At 40.9% G+C, this 22,520-nt stretch carries 24 protein-coding genes and 1 riboswitch; of the genes, 7 read left to right on the top strand and 17 right to left on the bottom strand.

Translation table 11 applies throughout. The features are described from left to right. Positions 1-71: 71 nt before the first annotated feature. From rpsR to DW793_RS10330, 4 genes are all read right to left on the bottom strand, one after another. Positions 72-317 carry a 30S ribosomal protein S18 gene (gene rpsR, locus DW793_RS10345; RefSeq protein ID WP_022287519.1) on the bottom strand — a complete coding sequence of 82 codons (246 nt, stop codon included), beginning with the start codon at positions 315-317 and terminating at the stop codon, positions 72-74. Between the two features lie 46 nt (positions 318-363). Beyond that, positions 364-888, bottom strand: coding sequence for a single-stranded DNA-binding protein (locus DW793_RS10340; protein WP_118157999.1), 525 nt, complete (start codon positions 886-888; stop codon positions 364-366). Positions 889-910: 22 nt separating this feature from the next. Next, positions 911-1,201, bottom strand: a complete 291-nt coding sequence (gene rpsF / locus DW793_RS10335; protein ID WP_046440545.1) for a 30S ribosomal protein S6 — start codon at positions 1,199-1,201, stop codon at positions 911-913. A gap of 171 nt (positions 1,202-1,372) precedes the next feature. After that, complete coding sequence (locus tag DW793_RS10330) at positions 1,373-2,275, bottom strand: RING finger protein (protein WP_118157997.1); 903 nt, start codon at positions 2,273-2,275, stop codon at positions 1,373-1,375. A gap of 159 nt (positions 2,276-2,434) precedes the next feature. Between DW793_RS10330 and prfB the strand changes: the two genes are divergently transcribed. Beyond that, a complete protein-coding gene (gene prfB / locus DW793_RS10325; RefSeq protein ID WP_022287515.1) occupies positions 2,435-3,553 on the top strand; it encodes a peptide chain release factor 2 in 1,119 nt (372 codons plus the stop codon). A gap of 45 nt (positions 3,554-3,598) precedes the next feature. Here the strand turns inward: prfB and DW793_RS10320 are convergent, their stop codons facing one another. The 10 genes from DW793_RS10320 to DW793_RS10275 form a co-directional block, all read right to left on the bottom strand. After that, on the bottom strand, positions 3,599-4,483 hold the full coding sequence (locus tag DW793_RS10320) for a YesL family protein (protein WP_117928447.1): 885 nt from the start codon (positions 4,481-4,483) through the stop codon (positions 3,599-3,601). Between the two features lie 97 nt (positions 4,484-4,580). Then, positions 4,581-5,147 carry a stage II sporulation protein M gene (locus tag DW793_RS10315; RefSeq protein WP_118157995.1) on the bottom strand — a complete coding sequence of 189 codons (567 nt, stop codon included), beginning with the start codon at positions 5,145-5,147 and terminating at the stop codon, positions 4,581-4,583. 50 nt (positions 5,148-5,197) lie between these two features. Then, positions 5,198-5,998, bottom strand: a complete 801-nt coding sequence (gene proC / locus DW793_RS10310; RefSeq protein ID WP_118157993.1) for a pyrroline-5-carboxylate reductase — start codon at positions 5,996-5,998, stop codon at positions 5,198-5,200. Between the two features lie 176 nt (positions 5,999-6,174). Next, positions 6,175-6,813: a folate family ECF transporter S component gene (locus DW793_RS10305; protein ID WP_118157992.1), complete on the bottom strand. Its 639-nt coding sequence runs from the start codon at positions 6,811-6,813 to the stop codon at positions 6,175-6,177. A gap of 117 nt (positions 6,814-6,930) precedes the next feature. Beyond that, positions 6,931-7,032: riboswitch (THF riboswitch) on the bottom strand. Positions 7,033-7,070: 38 nt separating this feature from the next. Then, positions 7,071-8,033: a 6-phosphofructokinase gene (gene pfkA / locus DW793_RS10300; RefSeq protein ID WP_117928242.1), complete on the bottom strand. Its 963-nt coding sequence runs from the start codon at positions 8,031-8,033 to the stop codon at positions 7,071-7,073. Between the two features lie 129 nt (positions 8,034-8,162). Beyond that, complete coding sequence (locus DW793_RS10295; protein ID WP_118157990.1) at positions 8,163-9,989, bottom strand: protein kinase domain-containing protein; 1,827 nt, start codon at positions 9,987-9,989, stop codon at positions 8,163-8,165. 192 nt (positions 9,990-10,181) lie between these two features. Continuing rightward, positions 10,182-10,898 (bottom strand): zinc ribbon domain-containing protein, encoded by a 717-nt coding sequence (locus tag DW793_RS10290; RefSeq protein ID WP_118157988.1) that lies wholly within the window; start codon positions 10,896-10,898, stop codon positions 10,182-10,184. 129 nt (positions 10,899-11,027) lie between these two features. Continuing rightward, entirely contained in the window at positions 11,028-13,265 is a 2,238-nt protein-coding gene (locus tag DW793_RS10285) for a DNA gyrase/topoisomerase IV subunit A (protein ID WP_118157986.1), read from the bottom strand. Positions 13,266-13,270: 5 nt separating this feature from the next. Continuing rightward, complete coding sequence (locus DW793_RS10280; RefSeq protein ID WP_022287506.1) at positions 13,271-14,395, bottom strand: DUF6688 domain-containing protein; 1,125 nt, start codon at positions 14,393-14,395, stop codon at positions 13,271-13,273. 21 nt (positions 14,396-14,416) lie between these two features. Further along, positions 14,417-16,399, bottom strand: coding sequence for a DNA gyrase/topoisomerase IV subunit B (locus tag DW793_RS10275; RefSeq protein WP_022287505.1), 1,983 nt, complete (start codon positions 16,397-16,399; stop codon positions 14,417-14,419). Positions 16,400-16,609: 210 nt separating this feature from the next. Between DW793_RS10275 and DW793_RS10270 the strand changes: the two genes are divergently transcribed. The 6 genes from DW793_RS10270 to rpsI all read left to right on the top strand — a co-directional run bounded on the left by DW793_RS10270 (position 16,610) and on the right by rpsI (position 19,997). Then, complete coding sequence (locus tag DW793_RS10270) at positions 16,610-17,374, top strand: hypothetical protein (protein WP_118157984.1); 765 nt, start codon at positions 16,610-16,612, stop codon at positions 17,372-17,374. A 217-nt stretch (positions 17,375-17,591) separates the two neighbouring features. Further along, positions 17,592-18,074 carry a hypothetical protein gene (locus DW793_RS10265; protein ID WP_118157982.1) on the top strand — a complete coding sequence of 161 codons (483 nt, stop codon included), beginning with the start codon at positions 17,592-17,594 and terminating at the stop codon, positions 18,072-18,074. Positions 18,075-18,084: 10 nt separating this feature from the next. Beyond that, entirely contained in the window at positions 18,085-18,552 is a 468-nt protein-coding gene (locus DW793_RS10260) for a hypothetical protein (protein ID WP_118157979.1), read from the top strand. Beyond that, positions 18,552-18,758: a helix-turn-helix transcriptional regulator gene (locus DW793_RS10255; protein ID WP_117877749.1), complete on the top strand. Its 207-nt coding sequence runs from the start codon at positions 18,552-18,554 to the stop codon at positions 18,756-18,758. Before DW793_RS10260 ends, DW793_RS10255 begins: the two co-directional genes overlap by 1 nt. Positions 18,759-19,150: 392 nt before the next feature. Continuing rightward, the gene (gene rplM / locus DW793_RS10250; RefSeq protein ID WP_022287500.1) at positions 19,151-19,579 is read left to right on the top strand and encodes a 50S ribosomal protein L13; all 429 of its coding nucleotides are present in this window, start codon (positions 19,151-19,153) and stop codon (positions 19,577-19,579) included. 16 nt (positions 19,580-19,595) lie between these two features. Further along, complete coding sequence (gene rpsI / locus DW793_RS10245; RefSeq protein ID WP_041337331.1) at positions 19,596-19,997, top strand: 30S ribosomal protein S9; 402 nt, start codon at positions 19,596-19,598, stop codon at positions 19,995-19,997. A 144-nt stretch (positions 19,998-20,141) separates the two neighbouring features. On the opposite strand, the gene DW793_RS10240 is transcribed toward rpsI, so the two are convergent. The 3 genes from DW793_RS10240 to DW793_RS10230 all read right to left on the bottom strand — a co-directional run bounded on the left by DW793_RS10240 (position 20,142) and on the right by DW793_RS10230 (position 22,321). Continuing rightward, on the bottom strand, positions 20,142-21,281 hold the full coding sequence (locus DW793_RS10240) for a tyrosine-type recombinase/integrase (protein ID WP_118157977.1): 1,140 nt from the start codon (positions 21,279-21,281) through the stop codon (positions 20,142-20,144). Positions 21,282-21,359: 78 nt separating this feature from the next. Beyond that, positions 21,360-22,049: a CHC2 zinc finger domain-containing protein gene (locus DW793_RS10235; protein ID WP_118157975.1), complete on the bottom strand. Its 690-nt coding sequence runs from the start codon at positions 22,047-22,049 to the stop codon at positions 21,360-21,362. Then, entirely contained in the window at positions 22,049-22,321 is a 273-nt protein-coding gene (locus DW793_RS10230) for a DNA-binding protein (RefSeq protein ID WP_118157972.1), read from the bottom strand. The genes DW793_RS10235 and DW793_RS10230 overlap by 1 nt, the downstream gene beginning before the upstream one ends. Positions 22,322-22,520: the final 199 nt, after the last annotated feature.

The raw sequence follows: 22,520 nt of genomic DNA, 5'->3' as shown, positions 1-22,520 counted from the left end.
AAGCCCCACTCAGAAACTTCCCCTTAACAAAAAGAGGCACCTATAAAGGTACCTCAAAATAGAAAACACTATTAGTCAGCTACATATGGAAGAAGTGCCACATGACGTGCTCTCTTGATAGCTGTTGTAAGTTCTCTCTGATGATAAGCACAAGTGCCAGTTACACGTCTAGGGAGGATCTTAGCTCTCTCTGTCATGCACTTTCTAAGCTTTGCGATATCCTTATAGTCGATCTTTTCAGCTCTGTCTGCACAGAACATACAAACCTTCTTACGACCTCTCTTCATAGGTCTGCTTGTATTTCTTTCCTTTTCCATGGTAAATTTCCCTCCTTAGAGAAATATTTTTTCAAAACTCCTCTGCTTAGAACGGTACTCCGTCATCGGACAATACTTCTTCAAAATCATCAAGGTCACCAATGGACAAAGCGTCATTTGATGGAGCATTGTTATAGTTATTCTGATTAGAATTGTTTGCAGGCTGTGAATATCCACCATTGTTCTGCTGGTAATTATTCTGCTGATAACCACCATTTCCGTAGTTATTGGAATAGTTACCTGCTCCCTGCTGTTTTGGTTCACCCGTGAAAGACACACTGTCAACATTGACCTCAGTTGTATAATGCTTTACACCATTCTTGTCATCATAAGAACCTGTTCTTATCTGACCTTCAAGAGCGATCATTCTGCCCTTTGAAAAGTATCTGTTGATAAATTCAGCTCTCTGCCCCCAAGCAGTGCAAGTAATAAAATCAGTCTGCCTTTCAGCACCCTGACGAACTGGTCTGTCAACTGCAACATTGAATCTCAAAACTGCATTTCCACTAGGAGTCTGTCTTACTTCAAGATCCTGAGTGATCCTACCCATTAAAATAACTCTGTTAAGCATAACTTTTCCCTCTTTCGCAGTTTTACTTGACCGTTACTAAGAAACGGATCACGCCGTCTGTGATACCAAGAATTCTCTCAAGCTCAGCTGGAAACTCAGGCGTAGATGTGAATGACCACAGTACATAAGTACCTTCTGTTTCATAATTGATAGCATAAGCCAACTTACGCTTGCCCCAGTTACTAAGTGTAACGTCGCTTGCGTTTGCCTCGATCAAGTCATTGAACTTAGCTGTGAGTGCGTTTACAGCCTCCTCGTCAAGCTTAGAGCTGAAAATTACCATAGCCTCATAAGACTCATTAATTTTTGCCATTGCATTTGCACCTCCTTTTGGATTTCGCCTGTGCCGCAATTTGCACAAGCAAGGATAACTTAATTATTATAACACAAGACCGATTATCTGTCAAGTGTCAATTGCGTTTTTTTATGAACTTTTTGTAAAATCATGCAAATATCTTTGTAACACCAAAAATGCCAAACACAACTATCGCAGAATAAACGGCAAAGCAAGAATAACAGCCCCCCATGATGTACCGCCCTTTGCTACTATCTTTTCGGCTATCTCCTGCTCAGTGCCATCCTCCGACCTTATCTCACGGATCTTTTTTTGTGCAAACTTATAATACATATAATTGCCGAAAAAGCCTGCCACAAACTGAAGTGCCATTGAAACATACCATGTCGCAGCGGAAATGCCCTGAAAAACCCTTCCAGTCACATCAATGCCGATATCAAGCGAGAAACCCATTGTTCCTGCACTAAGATATTCTATCGCAGTAGGGATATTGAGCAGTGCCGTAGCCACAAGCATGATGATACCCACAAGATTCATTTTTCTAAACAGAAAATACAGGTGTGGAAAAAGGAAAGCAGCAAAGTTTATGGAAATCTTTCCACCAAATTTACCAAAACGTATAAAGTTAGACAAAAATATGAGCGGATTTGTCTTTACAAATTTTGCATAGTCATCTAGTTTAATGCCTTCAAGATCTGAGTCCTTATCAAATACAACCTGTCTGCCAAACGGACCGTAAGGCTGTCCGTCAGGGCCGGTCTGCTGAGCGTTATTTTGCGTATCCATGTCGTTGAATGGACGTTCCTCAGTATCATTTTTCGTAAGCGGTGTTCCGCACTTTTCACAAAATAGCTTGTCAGGCGGATTTTCAAAACCGCAGCGTATACAGCGTATATTCTCACTTTCTACACTCTCCTGAGTTTGCTCCCAGCTCTGACCACTTTCATGCAAAGCGTCATTTATGCACTTTCCTTCTTTGAGATAACACTCACGATGATAAGGTGTGCCACACTCAGGACATACAACTATATCGTCACCATCTTTGAATACTTCTCCGCAGGAAAAGCATTTTTTTCCTGTATAATTAGCCATATCAGGTTTCCTTTCTTGCTGAAACAGGCTTTTTAAAGCCTTTAGATAACATTATAGCACAACTTTCAGGAAAATGCTATAGTTTTTTTATATTTTTCCTTTACTTTTCACAAAAAAAGTTTTATAATATATAATGATATAAAATAAGGAGAAAAAGATATGGTATTTTTAGAAAACTTAAAGTCAGAGCTTGAAGCTCTTAGACCTATCATCAGCGAGCTGCATGACGTATACGATATTGAACGTTCTCAGGAAAGGATCGCAGAGCTTCACGAAAAAGCCGCAGAACCTAATTTTTGGGACGACATGGAGAAATCGCAGAAGGTTTTGCAGGAAACAAGAAATCTTGAGGGCAAACTGGAAAAATACAATAAATTCAAGTCGTCATTTGAAGACATCGAAGTGCTTATTGAAATGGCAGCCGATGAGGGCGACGAGGACATGATCGACGAAATACAGTCTGAGCTTAAAACTCTAAAAGAGGGTCTTGACGCCGCACAGCTTGACACTCTGCTCACAGGCGAGTATGATCACAACAACGCTATCATCAACTTTCATGCAGGAGCAGGCGGAACTGAGGCGCAGGATTGGAGCGAAATGCTTTTCAGGATGTATCACAAATGGTGTGAAAGCCACGGCTTCAAAATGACTACTCTTGATTATCTCGAGGGTGCAGAGGCTGGCATGAAGAGTGCCTCCGTGATCGTGGAGGGTGAAAACGCTTATGGCTATCTTAAAAGCGAAGCAGGAATACACAGACTTGTGCGTATCTCACCTTTCGACAGCTCAGGAAGCAGACACACGTCATTCTCAGCGGTGGACGTTATGCCTGAAATAGACGATACAATCGAAGTAGATATCCGTCCTGAGGACATTAAAATGGACGTTTATCGTGCAAGCGGTGCAGGCGGACAGCACATCAACAAAACCTCATCAGCCGTAAGACTTACCCACATACCAACGGGTATCGTTACATCATGCCAGACACAGCGTTCACAGTTCCAGAACAGGGATTATGCAATGAAAATGCTCAAAGCAGAGCTTATCAAAATAAAAGAGCGTGAACATCTAGAGAAGATAGAGGATATCAAGGGTGTTCAGAAAGAGATCGCATGGGGTGCTCAGATACGTTCCTATGTTTTCATGCCATACACTCTTGTAAAAGATCACAGAACGGGTTTTGAAAACAGCAATGTAAACGCTGTTATGGACGGCGATCTTGACGGTTTCATAAACGCTTATCTCAAAGCGCTTTCACTTGGCGAGATCGAAAAATAATTAGCATAAACAAAGGACAGTTCAAACGAGCTGTCCTTATGTTTTTTATGAGATTGTTTTGCCTTTTTTTCTGCTCTCCTTGGTCTTGACAGGAGTTTCTTCTGCCGCTCTATCCTCAAAGAGCTGTTCGTCAGGGTCTGCATTCTTGTATGCAAACTCAGGATTGCTTTCACCACGCTGATCGTAGTAAGGCTGGATAACGTGTTTTCTGATAACAGGATAACAATTGAAGCAAGTCACGAAGCATATGAACGAAAGAGGCCAAAATGGCAATATGAACAGAGAATACGGCAGGAAAAGATACATCATAACAATAACGATAAGCGATACCAGAAGTGACCAAAGAGACTGCTTTATGCCAAGACTCACAAGATAAAACGAGTTCTTTATTATCTGCTTCATGTTAAGGTTAGTGGAGCTTATCATAAGATAGATGTAAAAGTGCATCATGAAGAATACGATAAGACAGCTTATGCAGATAACGAACGGAATGTATATCATGGAGTTCTGCTCTGCCCAATATTTATACATTGGAATCCCGACCATAAATCCTATAGCGAAGATAATATCTATGGCACCCATGATAGTGCCCTGCTTGAAATTCTTCTTGAAAGAATCCCAGAAATCATGTAGCAGAAACGCATTTCTTTCCTGAGAATAATTTCGGCAAACCTTTGTCATTGCAGCCGTTGCAGGTCCTACCAATACTGACGGTATCGCCAATAAGAGCCATATTGGATTTGATGTCATAAGCATAAGTATAACCGTAAGCGTCAGCGGTATGCAGAAAACGAAATACAGCAAATTAAGCTCCATAAGCTTCCACATATGCCTGCCATAGACTTCAAAAAACTTAAAAATACCCTTTTTCTCCTGAGGCGCTTTAAGCACACCTCTGCCAGGGGTATTGTAATTACCAAATAAAGACATTACACCGCTCCTTAAAATTAATAGTCCCCGAAATTGCCCCGAATTTTATTTCATTCTTTGTATACTGTATACTAAATTCGTCCTGCAAAAATAATCGTCAGCAGACATTCAAGCGCAGCCGCAACAGCCGCCACCGCTTCAAGCACAAGAAACTTAACAGCATAAAACCGCACCGTCTGTCGCAGACCGCTATGCTGTCCTCAGAAAAAACAATGCACAGCAGGATATTTGACATAGCGACAGCTTCCCTTGCGGCTATCATAAGTGCCGCCGCTGTTATGACCGCAGGAAGAAGTACAAACATCGCTGAAAGTAATGCACCATGTCCGCCGTAAATGCTGTAAAGCTGAGACATTGCAACACCCCAGCCCATGCCACGCAACAGCAATACTGCAACAGCTAAAGGCTGTCCCAGTGAAGAAAAACCTGACAAAAACACAACTGCTAAAAAAACAGTCGAACTAAAAAAAGACCTCACAAGAATTTCTTCAAGATCACCTGACGACCTCACGTCAACAAAGCTGTTTGAAAACACCGACAGCATTGAAAGATCGTCGCTGCCCATAAAGCAAAAAGTAACAGCACCCAAAAGCGCACCAATCAGGATAGCTCCTGCAAAAAATGCAAGAACTCCGCTTTTGTATATGCCTGTCCCACTGTTCATTATACATCACTCCTTTGAGTAATGTATATGCCACGGTGCAGAAAAAATAACTATTTTGAAAGCTCGTAAGCTCTCTTAGTGCAAGCCTTGCAGCAGTCCTCAACAGCCTTTGGCAGACCGCCCTCACGGAGCTTTTCAAGACCAGCGATAGTTGTGCCACCCTTTGATGATACCATTTCAATAAGCTCGTCAAGTGACTTGCCACTGTCAGTTATCATTTTGGCAGAGCCGATAAGCGACTTTGCAAAAAGATCTCTTGCAACTGTTTCATCAATATCAACGCTCTTTGCATACTCTACGAATGCCTGAGCATACAGATAGATAAAAGCAGGAGATGAGCCGTTTATTGCTATTATCTCTTTCATTTTATCCTTTGATATGACGGCATACATGCCGCATGAGCCAAAGATATTGCAAACAAGCTCAAACTCCTCATCTGTTACGCTGTCAGAGCGTGAAAGAGCAGTTGCGCCCTCCCCAAGAAGAAGAGGAGTGTTTGGCATAACAAGCACTACCTTTGCGCCAGCCACAGTTTTTGAAGCGATATAATCATCTGTAATGCCTGCGCAGATAGAAACTATGACCGTATCTTTCGTTACCGCAGGAGCTATCTCATCAAGCACCTCGTCAAGCTGCTGAGGCTTAATTGCAAGAAAAACATACTCTGACTTTTCCACTACCTCTGCACAGTCTGAACATTTTACTGTTCCAAGCTCGTCAAGTCTATCAAGTATCGGAGCATATTTATCAAAAGCGTAAAGCTGAATATCCTTACCCATTTTACTGCCTGCAATGCCTTTCATGATAGCATAGCCCATATTTCCTGCACCGATAAAACCAACATTTATCATACACTCAAGACCTTTCTGAATAAAAGGCAGAAGCCTGCCTTAAAAATAACTTAATTTTAATTATACACTAAATCTCAACGGATTTCAAGTGTTTCACCTAAATTTCACATTATCACCCCATTTTTCTTGTATATTTTCACGCAAAAAAACAGCGGCATTTCTGCCGCTGCTTTAAATCATATATTTGTCGCTTTATGTCCAAACTGTGTTCTTACTTTTTCATAAGCAAACTTCACAGCAGGCAGGAATATCATGAGCAAGATCAGATCCACAGGGAGCTGGATAAGATTTTTCGCTATTCTCGGTGTGCAGTATGTAAGAAAACCGCTCATTCCTTCTTTGGTGAGGTTTGTGATGCCAAAAGTCTTATTTACATAAAGTGTATACAGGAAATAAGAATTAAGTCCTATATTGCAGAAAAGTATAACACTTCCTCTTGCAATTGCGATCCTTATGTAGCTTTGAAGCTTTTTGTTGTTAAAATCGCACTTATACAACAAACAGCCGTAGATGATACCTGAAATAATAACTACCATTGCAAGCTGTGGACTGTAGGCTCTCGGAGATTTGTTCTGCACTATGTATCCCAGAAAGTCAAGGACAAATGTAGACATTCCGCATACCACAGGTCCGTAAAGCATACCTATAGTACAGGTTGCAAGAAAAGTGAAACCGATCCTCAAGTCAGGCGTTACCTCAATGGAAAATGATCTGATAGCAAACGCCAACGCTATCAATATTCCAGTTGTTGTCAATGTTCTAAGATCTTTCAGTGACTTGAAAGAGTCATAGAACATTCTTCCGAAGCTCTTCATAAATTTACCTCCTTATTCTGCGAGCTTGTCGCTTTGTGCATAACGGAGCATAAAAACAGCTCTGCACACTACCCATGCGGGATGTGCAGAGCCGCTATAAAAAGCTTCAATTACACATTCAGCGGGATGCGAAAACCGAACCGCAAAGGTTCTGCCTTTTTCGTTCCGACGGCAACTCCCCGTCCGACGGACACTTAACGCTCAGTTTTCTACTCTGTAATATGTCAAAGTCTTAAAGACTCAGACCTCATGAAAAATTAGAATGCAGTTTCATTGAGGATCTTGTAAAGCTCGTCCTCGAAAGGCTTCTTCATTGAAAGAGCCTCCTGAATATCTACATCATATATCTTGCTGTCCTTCATACCAACAACTCTGTTGCCAATGCCCTGCTCGAGCAGTTCAACAGCGTGATAGCCCATTTCAGTTGCGACAACTCTATCTCTTACTGTAGGAGAGCCGCCTCTCTGAACATGACCGAGAATAGTAGCTCTTGACTCGATTCCGGTAAGATCCTGAAGAGTTCTTGTGATATACTCTGTCTTACCAACACCCTCAGCAACTACAATGATAAAATGTGTCTTGCCTGACTTCTTTGTCTGCTCCATCTTCTGAGCAATAGCATTGAGGTCATAAGGCTTCTCAGGTGTGATAACAGCCTCAGCGCCTACAGCAGCAGCAACGTTGATAGCAATGTAACCAGCGTTTCTGCCCATTACCTCAACTACTGAACATCTGTCATGTGACTGTGCTGTATCTCTGATCTTATCGATCATTTCCATAGCTGTGTTCATAGCTGTGTCATAACCGATAGTATATTCTGTGCATGAAATATCGTTGTCTATAGTACCAGGCAGACCGATACATGGGATACCCTGAGCTGAAAGGTCAGCCGCACCTCTGAATGAACCGTCACCACCGATAACTACGATACCGTCAAGGCCCATTTCAAGGCACTTATCTCTGCCCTTCTTTACGCCCTCGATATCTCTGAATTCAGGACATCTTGCTGTGTAAAGGCAAGTACCGCCTCTCTGGATTATGCCTGAAACAGTTCTTGCATTCATCTCAATAACTTCACCGTTAAGAAGGCCGTTATATCCTCTGAGGATACCTACGACTTCCATACCCTTTGCAAGACCAGCTCTGCATACTGCTCTGACAGCAGCATTCATTCCCGGAGCATCTCCTCCGCTGGTAAGTACACCAATTTTCTTAGCCATGTAAAATACCTCCAAACCAGGAAACAATTTATCCTGTTACTTTCCTAATAATCTATAATGAGCATAGCACAAAGCCCCTGAATTGTCAAGGGCTTTGTTTGTTTTTTAACATTTTATTAAACGTTTTCGTTATTCAGCAGGCACAACAGCCGGAGCTGGTGTTGTTTCAGAAGAGCTGCCTGTGTTCGTATCAGGCTTAGGCTCTGTTGCCTTTGTTGTAGTGGTCGTAGTAGTCACAAGACCTGCGGAAACTGTAACTGTAAGCACATCACCATTTTTAACATTCACAGTGTTTCCAACATTAACGCTTGTCGCCATAACATATCCTGCAGAAACAGAGCTTGAGAAATCGGTAACGACCTTATACTTGATATTATAAGAATCAAGCAGCTCAAGGTAAGCCTTCTTTGACAGGCCAGAGAAATCAGGAACAGGAACATTTTCAGGGCCTGCACATACTTTAAGAACAAGCTCATTTTTCAAAGACGGATCAAAATCAGTACCCTCTGGTATGCTCTGCTCTTTAACAACGTCCTTATCGTCAACATCAGAATAATAATATTCAGCCTTGATAGTAAAATCCTCACCAAGCTGTTTTACAACAGTATTGTATTCCAGACCCACAACGTTAGGCATTATAGCGCCATAGCCATATTCTGACTGACTTTCAGTATCAGTCACCTTAGGCGTAGCAACTGTGGTGCTGTAAACGAATACCTCGCTGTCAACTCCATCTGCATCATCAGAAGAAATGACCTTATCCTCAGACGAATCATTATTGCTGTCCGACGGACCTGAAAACAACTCATATAGCAGAAAAACTGAAAGCAAAAGCACTATCACAAGCACAGTCCAGCCTATTATCGTAGCCGTTTTATTCTTAGGCTTTTCTTCCTCACGAGTCTGCTGTGGCATTTGCCTTGACTGCGTTCTTTGTCTTGGAACATGCTGTATAGGAATAGTCTGAGTTGAACCCTTAGGGTGTTCCATATGCGTTGTATGCTGCTCAAAAAGTGCAGTAACAAGCTCTGAAACTGTCTGTATTCTTTCTTCGCCACGAACTCTCATAGCTCTTGAAAGAACTCGTGAGATATGCTGTGGTATTCTCGGATTGACTCTGCAAGCTTCGACCATAGTATCATTCTTTGTACGGGTATAAGCGTCAAGGGGCATACAGCCTGTTAGTATTCTATAAAGAACTGCAGCAAGTGCATAAACGTCAGTCCATGTGCCCTGCCATTCTAACGAAGAATATTGCTCAGGAGCGGTATATCCTGAATAGAACTCAGGAGAAAGCCCTGTATTAGATGTTCTTATAGAACTTATGCAAAAGCCTGTAAGTTTAAGCTCACAATCAGTTGTAACAATAATATTTTCAGGAGATATTCCCCTGTGTATGATACCTGCATTATGTATAATGCTCAATGTTGTAAACAATGGCACAAAAAGCTTTTTGACCTGTTCCCATGTGAGAAAACCTGTATTTGACTGTAAAAATTTCTTTAGCGTCACGCCCTCCACATATTCGAGTATGACATAGGTCGTATTATTCTCGCAAAACATATCCTTTGCCGTGGCGATATGCTGAAGATTTCTCATGCGTGAAAGAACTTTGTTCACGTCTGCAAACTCAGACATAAATGTCTTATACTTAGCCAGACAATCCGGATTCACCACAAGTCGCTGACTTTCGCTATCTCTTTCGCAAAGAGTGTCAGGCATATACTCTCTTGCCACACACTTGCATTTGCCAACCATATCGTAGCAAATGTAAGACGCACCCTCACCATTATATGAAAGCATTTTTCCAACTATATATCTGTTGTCAAGCACTGTTCTCGGTGCAAGATAAGCCTGTAAATGCGGGATATCGTCGGTATAGTTACAATAATGACAGCGACCGTCAGAACCAAGTTCGTTCATACAGCCCATACATAATTTAGTACTAGGATCCATACCGAACCTCCTTTTTACGTTATTCATCAATTTATATTAGCAACAAACCGAGCATAAGTCAAGTTTTTTTGTGAAATTGTAGAATTTACGCAACAATTTGTATTTCTTTTGTAACATTATGACCCTTTTACAGATACTCAGGATAAATAAGCGTAGAAGAATAATACAGATACTTATTATCCGTATCGAACGTTACATTAAGCACCACAGCTGATCATCGCCTGCGTCATTCTCATACCAATAGCGGTATATATAATTTTTAGTGTCTTTTGACCATACGATGCCGTAATATTCAAGGTCTATGGCATCTGACAAGCCACTCCACTTTGCACCTTGTTCAAACTTATCAAGGTTGATAGCTTTACTCTTTTTTTCACCGTTTGCATTGTTTTTAAGCACCTTGAAATTTGAATATTTTACGGTTTGCATACGTTCTTCATCATCAACAGTAACAAGCGCCGCCCATTCAGGATAATTTATGCCATCAACATTAACACTGTCATCAGACTCAATGATATAATCAAAATTCAGTGCATTGTTCACTCCCTGAAAAGCCGATTCGTCCTTAAAGTGCATATCAAGCTTTTTCTGAGCCTTTGCAACATCTACGCCGATATATTCAGAAATACTCTCAGCGGTGTTTTCACCCTTTCCGCTTATAATATTTACAACGATAAGGACGACAAGCACCACAAGAAGCACTACCGCCACCGTTATAAGAATAAGCTTGAGCTTGCTTTCAGACAATTTATGTTTTTTCTCACCCACTATTTCCACATTTAGCGGTTTATTCTGCTTTTTGAAACGCTTCATGATAGATGTATTTTTGTCTGGTCTTAATCTTGTGTCACAGTTAGGACAGAAAATGTCATCATCGTCAACTGACTTGTGGCATTTAGGACACTCCATAAAAACAACTCCCTTTTGCAACATCCGTGCATTTGCACACTTTTTCAAAACAAGTATACCATAATCTCTGTAAAAAGTCAACAAACGAAAAACAGCGGACAGAAGTCTATCCGCTGTAAAAAACGTATATCAGAAGTGCATCTGGTCAGGGTCTTCGATATCCTTTGCAAAACAGCCTGCAACAGGTATCGTTTTGCTGCGATATTTTGAAAGGCCTGCTGCTGTCTCATCGTCAACGATAAATGCCTTATCAACAACTGCATTCTTCGCTTTAAGTGTCATGACCTGAACACCTATAGTATCTCTCGTGGACTTAGGCATAAGAAGTGCAGTATCAAATATCATTGCTCTTCCGTTAGTTGTGCGAAGCATTATCTCAGCGTTATCCTGCACAAAGAACATTCCCACAAGCTTAGCCTTTGCAGAATAAGCATTGGCAAGCTTCTTTCTGTTGGTCTTTGTTTCATAGGCATTGAGCGGCACTTTTGCCACCTTTCCGTTTTCAAAACAGAATATCATATAGCCCGAATAATCTACAGTATTCACCATGGACACAACGCCCTCACCGTCATCAAAACCAAGCTTTGCAGGAATATAGTCGCCAAGAGAACTTGCCTTTGTGTCGGCAAACTGCGATACCTTGGTCTTATACACAGCCGCCTTGTCTGAGAAGAACAGAAGCTCCGTTTTGTTGGTGCTTTCCATTTCCTGAAGCGGACCGTCGCCCTCTTTATACTTCTGCTCGCTTGCCATTCTCAGTGATTGCGGAGTACATTTCTTGAAATAACCGCTTTGAGATAGGAAAAGCTTGCAGGCGTAGTCAGGGATATCGTCCTCTATGTCTATCTCCTCGATATCAGTCTTATAATAGAACTGAGTTTTTCTTGGCTGACCATACTTCTTTGAAACTTCCTTTAATTCGGAAATGATGATATTCTTTATTTTTCTGTCGCTTCCAAGAATATCTTCAAGCTCTGCAATAGCTTTTTCAAGATCCTCAGTTTCGGCAGTTCTTTTGAGGATATACTCACGGTTAAGGTGTCTGAGCTTTATTTCAGCCACATAATCAGCCTGTATCTCATCAATGCCGAATCCAACCATAAGGTTAGGAACGACCTCTGTTTCTTCCTCTGTCTCCCTGATTATTTTTATAGCCTTGTCTATATCAAGGAGTATCTTTCCAAGACCTTTCAGAAGGTGAAGCTTGTCTTTCTTCTTTGCAAGGTCAAAGCTTGTTCTGCGTCGAACGCAATCCATTCTGAACGCTACCCATTCTTTAATTATATCATAAACGCCCATTATTCTTGGATAGCCGTGAACAAGTATATAGAAATTGCATGAATACGAGTCCTGAAGCGGCGTCAGCTTATAAAGCTTTTGCATAAGCTTGTCAGGGTCTACGCCCTTTTTGATATCTATACCTATTTTCAGACCGTTAATGTCCGTTTCATCACGGATATATGATACCTCTCTTATCTTGCCTGCCTTAACGAGAGCAATTATCTTCTCGATTATTGCTTCAACTGTGGTAGTGGCAGGTATCTCAACGATCTCAAGACACCTTGACTCCTTGTCATACTGATATTTTGCTCTCAGCTTAACAGAGCCTTTTCCTGTGCGGTATATCTTATCAAGCTCCTCCTCATCATAGAGAAGTGAAGCACCGCCCGGAAAGTCAGGTCCTTTCAGCGTTTCAAGAGCGTTGAAATCAGGATTTTTCATAAGTCCGATAGTTGTCTCGCAAACCTCGCTGAGATTGAACGGACAAACTGACGAAGCCATAGAAACGCCTATACCAACGTTTGCATTAACAAGTATTGACGGGTAAGTAGCAGGAAGCAAGGTCGGCTCTGTGGTGGTGTTATCATAGTTAGGAACAAAATCAACAGTGTCCTTGTCTATATCTCCGAAAAGCTCCTGACAGATAGGCATGAGCTTTGCCTCAGTGTATCGAGAGGCAGCATAAGCCATATCTCTTGAATATGCCTTACCGAAGTTACCCTTACTCATTACATATGGGTGCAAAAGTGCTTCATTGCCCTGTGAAAGTCTTACCATGGTTTCATATATAGCGCCGTCGCCGTGAGGATTGAGCCTCATGGTCGCACCAACGATATTGGCAGACTTTGTGAGCTTTCCATTTAAAAGTCCCATTTTATACATGGTATAAAGCAGTTTTCTGTGTGAGGGCTTAAAGCCGTCTATCTCAGGGAACGCTCTTGATACCAAAACGCTCATGGCATATGGCATATAGTTCTTTTCAAGAGACATTGTTATCTTTTCGTCTGCAACAAGTCCTGCACCCTCGATATATGCGTTGTTATTTGGTTTAGCAGTCTTTTTAGGCTCTGCCTTTTTTCTTGCCATAAAATCTATCCTTTCATAAAGTTCGTAAGGTCGGTGCACTTTTTGCCTGTATACTGCATAGCGATCCTGCTTTCGGGATCGGCGTCAAACATATACAGCACCGCAATAAAAATAAATTCAAGTGGTTTCATAAGGATATAGACCACATCAGCACGCAATTTCGTCGATATATGCTGTGAAATGGGATATCCGTGTTTATCGTAAAAGCTTCTCACACATTTGTGAAAACGTGGAAGCTTATCCTGTATAAGCTCTTCAAATGCGTTTGCAACACAAAGCTGTCTGTTCACAACTATCTTATCCCCACGCCGCAGACCCATTCGCTGAGGTTTGACAAGCTTAGCGTGTCCCCCTGCCGCAACTGTGCAAAGATAATGCCCTTGGGAGTAATCAGGCGGCGGAGGTATCTGCTGAGAAAATGTCCAATCGGCTGTTTCCGTGAAAGCCTTTACTATGCTGTCAGGGCGCTGTCCAAATAAAACAAGTATCAAAAGCATCACCGCAAGGAGCGGTATCATTGCCACAAAGCTGATAAGATACCAACCAAGGCTTTTTGTGAGAAGCTTATTAAGCCAGCCCATAAAGCCGCTTTTCTCCGCCGAATTGCTGAGATATCCCGTCTGCGCCTTTATTTCACGGCGAATGAGCCTTACGGACATAAGCATATAATTCATTGGAAAAACCAACATCATCACCGTGAAAAAGTTATCCATATTCTTCAAAAGCTGTATCACCAGCAGTATATCAAGCACATTGCCCATATACACCCCTGCAATGAGCATAGCCGCAAACAACGGCGGTTTTCTCTTTGTTATAACACTCAACAGTACAATGCACACCATTGCTATAAAAAACAGGAAGAAAAAACTAAACCTATACTCCCCTGCTATGGGTGTATGAAATTCCCCATGAACAGTTAGAGGAACATCATATTCAACGCCAAGACCTAACCCGTCAAGGTCAAAAACAGACAGCAGCGAACCGATTACCACCGTCAGCACATCAAACAGTGGTCTGTCCAATTCTTTAGGTGCATTCTCAAAAAGCCTTATAACATTTATTACTGTGAAAAACAATGGAAGTCCAACACATATCACAAGCGCAGACGACCATATAAAAATTGCGTCCATAATGCTCTCCCCTCAAACAGCTTATGAAATATCTGCCATATCCAGATAATCAACACCATTATTGGTGATGAAATCTTTTCTGCCCTGCAAGTCGTCACCAAGGAGCATATCGAACATCCACTGTGTCTGCTCGATATCGTCAGGCTCTATCTTTATAAGACGTCTTGTGGCAGGGTCCATTGTCGTAAGGCTCATCATCTCCGCCTCGTTCTCGCCAAGACCTTTTGAACGCTGGATATCAAACTTTTTATTGCCTATCATTTTGAGTATCTTTGTCTTTTCGTTCTCGTCATATGCAAAGTAAGTTTTGTCGGAAGTCGTTATCTCAAAGAGCGGTGACTCCGCAATATAAACATATCCTTTTTCAATAAGGGTCGGCACAAGTCTGTAAAGCATTGTGAGTATAAGCGTTCTGATATGGAAGCCGTCAACATCGGCATCAGTACAGATAACTATCTTGTTCCAACGTAGGTTGTCAAGATTGAACATAGATATCTCCTTGTTCTTGCCCGTCTTGACCTCAACTCCGCAGCCTATGACTTTTATAAGATCTGTGATTATCTCGTTCTTGAAAATCTTATCATAGTCAGCTTTCAAACAGTTGAGTATCTTTCCTCTTACAGGGATAACAGCCTGAAACTCTGCATTTCTTGCCATTTTTACAGAACCGAGCGCCGAGTCGCCCTCCACTATATAAAGCTCACGCTGTGAAAGATCTTTTGAACGGCAGTCAACGAATTTCTGCACCTGATTTGAAAGGTCAATAGAGCCTGCAAGCTTTTTCTTCAGGTCTATTCTCGACTTCTCAGCCTTTTCACGGCTTCTCTTGTTTACAAGAACCTGCTCTGCTATCTTCACCGCTTCGTCAGGATTTTCAATAAAGTATATCTCGAGATTGTGCTTCAAGAACTCTGTCATGCACTCCTTGATAAACTTGTTCGTGATAGCTTTCTTTGTCTGATTGGCATATGAAGTCTGTGTAGAAAACGAACTTGAAACAAGCACCAAGCAATCCTCGATATCCTGAAAAGTAATAGGCTTCTCGTTTTTCAGATACTTATTGTTGCTTTTGAGATAAGCATTTATCTGAGATGTGAAAGCACTCTTTACAGCGTCTTCCGGTGAGCCGCCATGTTCCAGAAAGCTTGAATTGTGATAATATTCAAGACATTTTACCTGATTAGAGAAAGTGAACGCCACAGAAAGCTTTACCTTGTAATCGTCCTTGTCCTCACGGTCACGACCCTTGCGGTCGCCTGTGAAAAACTGCACCGAGGTCAGAGGCTTTTCACCTGCTATCTCTGCAACATAATCGGCGATACCATTCTCATAATAGAACGTCTTTTCTTCAAAAGAATTGTTCTCACGCTGTATACGCAGGATAAATGTGATATTAGGGTTTACTACTGCCTGCTTTTTCAGAACGTCCTCAAAATATTCGTTCTCAATTTTTATATCAGTGAAAACTTCAAGGTCAGGTCGCCAATGTGTCTTTGTACCTGTCTTTTTCTGCTTTGTTTCTTCCTTTTTAAGACCGCCGACGTTTCTTCCTTTTTCAAAATGCAGGTCATACTTATATCCGTCACGGAAAACCTCGACGTCCATAAACTCAGATGAATACTGCGTCGCACAAGCACCTAGTCCGTTAAGACCCAACGAATATTCATAGTTATCTCCGCCGTTATTATTATACTTGCCACCTGCATAAAGCTCGCAGTAAACAAGCTCCCAGTTATATTTTTTCTCACGCTGGTTATAGTCAACAGGACAACCACGTCCGAAGTCTTCCACCTCGATAGAATCGTCATTGTACTTTGTAACGATTATCTTATCGCCATGACCATCACGAGCCTCGTCTATAGAGTTTGAAAGAATTTCAAAAACAGAATGTTTACAGCCCTCAAGTCCGTCAGAGCCGAATATTACCGCAGGACGCTTTCTTACTCTGTCCTCCCCCTTAAGGGATACTATATCTTCATTTGTATATTCCTTTTTATTTGCCATTTCTCATTTCCTTTCTTACGGATCTGAAGAATTTTTCACATACAAATTATATTATAACACAAAGTCAACGATTTTGTAAATACATTAATTAAACATTTTTCAGAGCAAAGCCGAACATTTGTTTTGTTACTAATAAACAAAAACATAGGCTATTGATTATTTGAAAAAATATTATATAATATAAGTAGCTTAAAAAAATCGGAGGACAAAATGGATATTACGATAAATGCACCGCAGACCGAAAGCAACTCAAACTCTGCCAAAGCAATGTCCCTTAACAATGGGCTGATATGGTTCATATGCTTTGTTCCGCTTATTGGCTTGTTTCTTGAAAACTATGCAAACTCCGCCACTGCAGGAGCGTTCCTGTGGATACTTGTTCCGCTGTTCATGATAGGCTGTTCCATTGCAGATTGCAAACAGCTTATAAAGCATGGCATTGATGCTGCACACCTTTTCAAATGGGTATGGCTAACGCCTTTTTATGTTTATAAGCGTGAAAAGCTTTGCGGCAGAGAGCTTTATAAAGCAATAATGTGTGGATTTTTCATTATCGCTGCACTGTTCATGAATGGTTTTACGCAGAGCATAAAAATAGACAACGACTATATGCTCGTATCTGCACAGAACAGTTATGTACAGAGTCTTGACAACTTTTCGGGAAATTCATCAAATATAATCGGTGAGTGCATAGCTTCTTATCTGGGTGAGGACGCAAAGTGGGATTGCACAAAGAACGGTCACAACTACACAGTGACAGTAAAAGGCAAACATGGCTCTGATAACTACACTATTTCTTTTTTAATAGTATATGACGGCTTCACCTACAGAAAATTCACCATTTCAGACGTGATAAAAAATAAAGTATCACTCCGTGACGATGAATTTAGTGCTGTATGCAAAGAGATATTCACAGAAGATAAAAGCGACACCGACAGCAGCAATGAAGAAAGTTCAAATTCACAAACAGAATAATTTCATGAGCGGACTTTGTTCCGCTCTTTTTGTTGTCAGTGTACATAAATGTGTACTAGCAGATATGGCACGATTTGTGTATATGCACAAAGGTGATAAATTTGTCACTTTTCTATTGACTTTGCAAGGTAAAAGTGATATTATTGTCACATAAGGTGATAAATAAATCACCTTGTATATGCAGCTGTTTAAATCACAAATGAAAGAAGATGTAGAAATGAATGACAAAACGGAGATAAAAACAGACAAAATATCATACAAAAAGTATTACAGACAGATGGGTATTTTGGGCACGCTGGGTGGAGCGATGTGGATATTCTATTGGATTATGGAAAAGGTGCTGCCTGCGATAAAGAAAGGGCACACATTTACCAATGTGATAAACCTTATCATTTCTTTGGGAACGCTTGCGCTGATCGCCATATGCATAACAAAGATGATATCCACGGCCGGCAAAAGAGATACAAATGACGAGCTTACTCAGCAGACAACAGCAAAGGTCAATCAGACTTTTATAACGTTCCTATTCACGATTGCCTGCCTATTTATTTCAGTTATGACTTTGTTTTCCGATATTTTAGGAAGATTTAAGGTCACACTAAACGAATATGTTATAACAGGCTTGATATGGTTTTGCTATGTGGTGTACAATTTTATAGGGCTGTATTTTGAAAGTAAGTTCGATGATGATGAGAACTAGAGGGATAAAAATGAAAGCGAAAAAAGAAAAGAAAAAGATAACTCTGAGAGAATATCACAAAAAGCGTATGGTAACAGGAATTGCAATACTTGTCACAGAGATATTTGAAAACACGGTGGAGCATTACAAGCTTGATAATACAACTTGGGCGACGGTGATATTCGTTGTGTTGGCTGCCATGACGGCTTTATTTGCAGTAATATGGCTGTATGCAAGCTGTCAGGAAGTTGACAAAGAGGACGAAATGGCAAAAGAAAATATGCTCAAGGCACATCAAAGTATCACAAAAATGTTCTTGATAATATTAGCAGTGGCGATCTTTATATCAATGTTCTGGGACGGAAGTATAACCATAAAGATAAACAGCGACAGACTGTATCAGGTATGGTTTATATTTTGGTTCAGTTATATGACCCTTGAAAGCGGATTTTTCCTCCACCATGAGGGCAAACTCAGCACCGATGAGGAGGACGAGTAATGCCGGAGCTAAAAACAAAACTCAAGGAATATCGTGCCAAGCTTGACATGAAGCAGGGTGACCTTGCCGAAAAAGTGGGCGTCAGACGTGAAACTATCATACGTCTTGAAAAAGGACAATACAATCCGTCCCTAAAGCTTGCAATGGATATTGCAAAGGTATTTGGTGTATCTGTAGAGGATATCTTCTCTTTTGATGATGAATAAAGCTGAAAATACAGTAAAGCAGACGGTTTGCAGGATTTTGGTGCAGAAGAAAAGCATATACTGAAAATGCAAATACAGACATATAAGCACATATTCTAACGTGAAAAGATAAATATTGAATATACGTTGCTTATGCTATGATTATCTTTAGTTTACGTCATATTACTGCGTATATTAGTGCAAAAGGCAAAAGTGAAATGAATTGTGAGAAATCGAGAGAAATGGAGCAAAACGAAGAGAATTAAAGAGAATGAGGGATATAAATTAAAAATTCGACGTTTTGACTATTGACAATCGTGAAAAGCTGTTGTATAATAGACAACGTTGTGAGTTCACAGGGCGAAAATGCGGCTGTGAACAGACTTTTTAAAATTCTGAATGGAGGAAATAATATGTCAACTTATATGCCAAAAGCAGGCGACATTACTCGCACATGGTATATTCTCGACGCTGAAGGTCAGTCACTCGGTAGAGTTGCTGCTAAGGCTGCTCACATTCTTCGTGGCAAGCACAAGCCAACTTACGCACCACACGCTGACTGCGGCGACCATGTAATCATCATCAACACAGATAAGGCTGTTCTCACAGGCAAGAAGCTTGATCAGAAGTCTTACAAGTGGCACACAGGCTGGATCGGTGGTCTTAAGGAGATCAAGTATTCAGATATGATGGCTAATCAGTCAGACAGAGCTATGACAATTGCTGTTGAGGGTATGCTCCCTAACAACACACTTGGCAGAGCTGCTGCAAAGAGACTCAGAGTATACAAGGGTGCTGAGCATAACAATGCTGCTCAGAAGCCTGTTAAATACGAACTGTAAGGAAGGAGCAATTTAGATGTACGAATCAAAGCAGCCATATTTCTATGGCACAGGTAGAAGAAAACATTCTGTTGCCCGTGTTCGTGTTTACGAGGGTACAGGTAAGATCACAATCAACGGCAGAGACATTGACGATTACTTCGGTCTTGAGACACTCAAGCTCATCGTTCGTCAGCCATTTGCTGTAACAGATACAATGGATAAGTACGATATCGTTTGCACAGTAACAGGCGGTGGAGTAACAGGTCAGGCTGGTGCAATCAGACACGGTCTTTCAAGAGCTCTTCTTCAGGCTAGCGATGAGTTCAGACCTCTCCTCAAGAAGGAAGGCTTCCTCACTCGTGACCCAAGAATGAAGGAAAGAAAGAAGTACGGTCTCAAAGCCGCAAGACGTGCTCCACAGTTCTCCAAGAGATAAGGAAACATCGATTTTTTATCGATATTGCGTTATTTCTTTTGTTTCAGAAGTCTATTTGGACAACTTCTGGACAACTAAAAAGTATTTTAAAATCGCTCTGTGTTTTGCAGAGCGATTTTTTTATGTTGCTATAATTTCTGTTCTTTATTCAGTTAGCTTTTTCTCAATAGAATCTGCCAACACTTTTCGTGTACTGCTAAGCACATCAGCATAAATATCAGCTGTGACATTGATGTCGCAATGTCCTAAATGGTCACTGATAATTTTGAGATCTACGCCCATATTCAAAAGCATGGTAGCATTGCAATGTCTTAACTTGTGTAACGTCATATGCTCGAATTCTGTGCCTTTGGTAAAGCGTTTCAGCGAAGTCAAAACAGAACTTCTGTCACGATAATTGCCGTTTGCTGATGGAAATACCATTTCTGGATGTGCATAATTATCACCAAGAGCAATTCTCAGATCATTGGTGTATTTTTTCTGTTCTTGAAATATATTAGCAACAGTTTTACTCATACCGATTGTTCGGATACTCTTTTTCGTTTTTGGCGGTGTCAATTCATGCTTTCCGCCTATGTCATTCAGCGTATGCTTGATTGAAATTGACATATTCTCAAAGTCAACATCTTCCCAGCGTAGTGCAAAGCACTCTCCCGAACGCATTCCTGTATAAAGCAGCACTCTGATGATACGCTTAACATCTTCATCGCATGGCTTCTCATCAAGCATTTTCACAAAGTGTTTTAGTTCATCTTCTGTAAGAGCCATAACTTTGTGCTGTTCCTTATTCTTTGGAAGAATGACGTTATGGCAAGGGTTATCACGCAGAAATCCTTGTTCCATACCACGTTTGAAAATAGACTGAATAATGACATACAATTTTCTGACAGTCGCAGGATTTAAATTGTATGACTGCATTACCTGTGTCAGTTTTGGCGTTGTAATATCTTTTAATTTCATGTTGCCTAGAACAGGTTTGATATGCTTCTTATACTGTCCGGTATAAGTGTAAACAGTCGATGCTTTTAATTCTACCGGTGCAAAGTTGGTGAAATACCAATCTGCAAGCTCTGAAAATCTCATATTTTCATTGAAACTAATATATCCTTTACATTGACGTTCAAATTCAAAGGCGAACTCCTGAGCAAGTTTCTCAGCCCTTTTCGGTGTTGTATATGTCGGCGGAGTGAATGTTGTGGACTTCATAATCTTCTTGCCATTCGCATCAGTGCCAACGAAAACTCTGATTCTGAATGTGTTTCCACGTTTATCGATTGCAGCCATAGTGCTGTCTGTTACCTCCTGAAATGTTATAGTTTTTGTCCTTGGACTTTGTGGGTTTCCTGTACTTTCTTGTGATTATCACCAATTAACAGGAATACTGTCTGGTGATTTTGTCCTTGAAATCTCAATATATGTCCCTGCACTTTCTGTACTTTGTGGTTTTTCTTCCTCTTTATGTTCATCAAGAAATCTTCTCATCTTATCAACTACCCACTTCCATTCAACCTTTTCTTCATTTGAAAACTGCTGAATCCAGTCGATTGAGAATTCTTCTGCATGACGATATTCAACATTCGCAATGTGAAAACGATCATCTATATATGTATCATCAGGTGACGGCTTGTATTTCTCAAACCAGTCACGCATGAACCATAGATAATCGTGAATCGTCTGCCACGCTTCATGTTCCCATTTTTCAAAGCGTTCACGTTTTTTACGGCGTATCTCACGAAGTTCAGCACTTTCGTTGTAAGCTGGTTTATAGGAAGTTTTCTGTCTGCCAAATGCAATACCCAGCTGAAAATCATCGTTCAGCTTTCTTGCTGCATCAAGAGTCGACAGATCAAAAAGTGCCATAACAAAACCTAAAATGTCATAATGCACATTACAGGTGAAGCAATGGAACGCATTGGGATATATGTGTGCAGAGGGGTGGTGATCGTCATGAAATGGGCAGAGACAAGTGTTATTACGCTTGATTTCAATTCCGTAACGTTCTGCAACTGTCCGTATTTCAAGACGATTTCTTATTTCTTTAAAACAGTTCATCAGACTTCAAAAACTTTGAGAAGCTCTTCCTTATTAATGAGGATTTTGCCACGTTTGCCCTGACCTGTACGAATGTATTTGACCTTGTTCTGTGCCACCAGTTGACGAACAGTGTGTTCGCTTAGTCCCTTTACCGCTTGAGTACATTCTTTGATCGTAAGCATCTCAACAGGCTTTTTACGGCTTGTTTCCTGTATTGTCTCCTCATCAGTAAGCTGAATGAGAAGTGCCATAATGTCATCAACGATTGCATTTTTTCTTTCCTGTGTCATAGTAAATCTCCTTTTAATCCTGTATAATAAAACTTGACACATAAAAAACAATCAAAGTATAATAAAAACAAAGGAGTGTGTCATCAATGGGAACAGGAAAACAATATGATGAAGAGTTTAAAAAGCAGGCAATAAAGCTCGCAAAGGAGATTGGCACCAAGGCAGCAGCAGATGAGCTGTGCATCCCCAAAGGGACGCT

The sequence above is a fragment of the Ruminococcus sp. AM31-15AC genome (assembly GCF_003462045.1).
Taxonomy (GTDB): Bacteria; Bacillota; Clostridia; order Oscillospirales; family Ruminococcaceae; genus Hominimerdicola; species Hominimerdicola aceti.
Note: the sequence above shows the minus strand (reverse complement) of the source record. Positions and strands in the feature narration are given on the sequence as shown.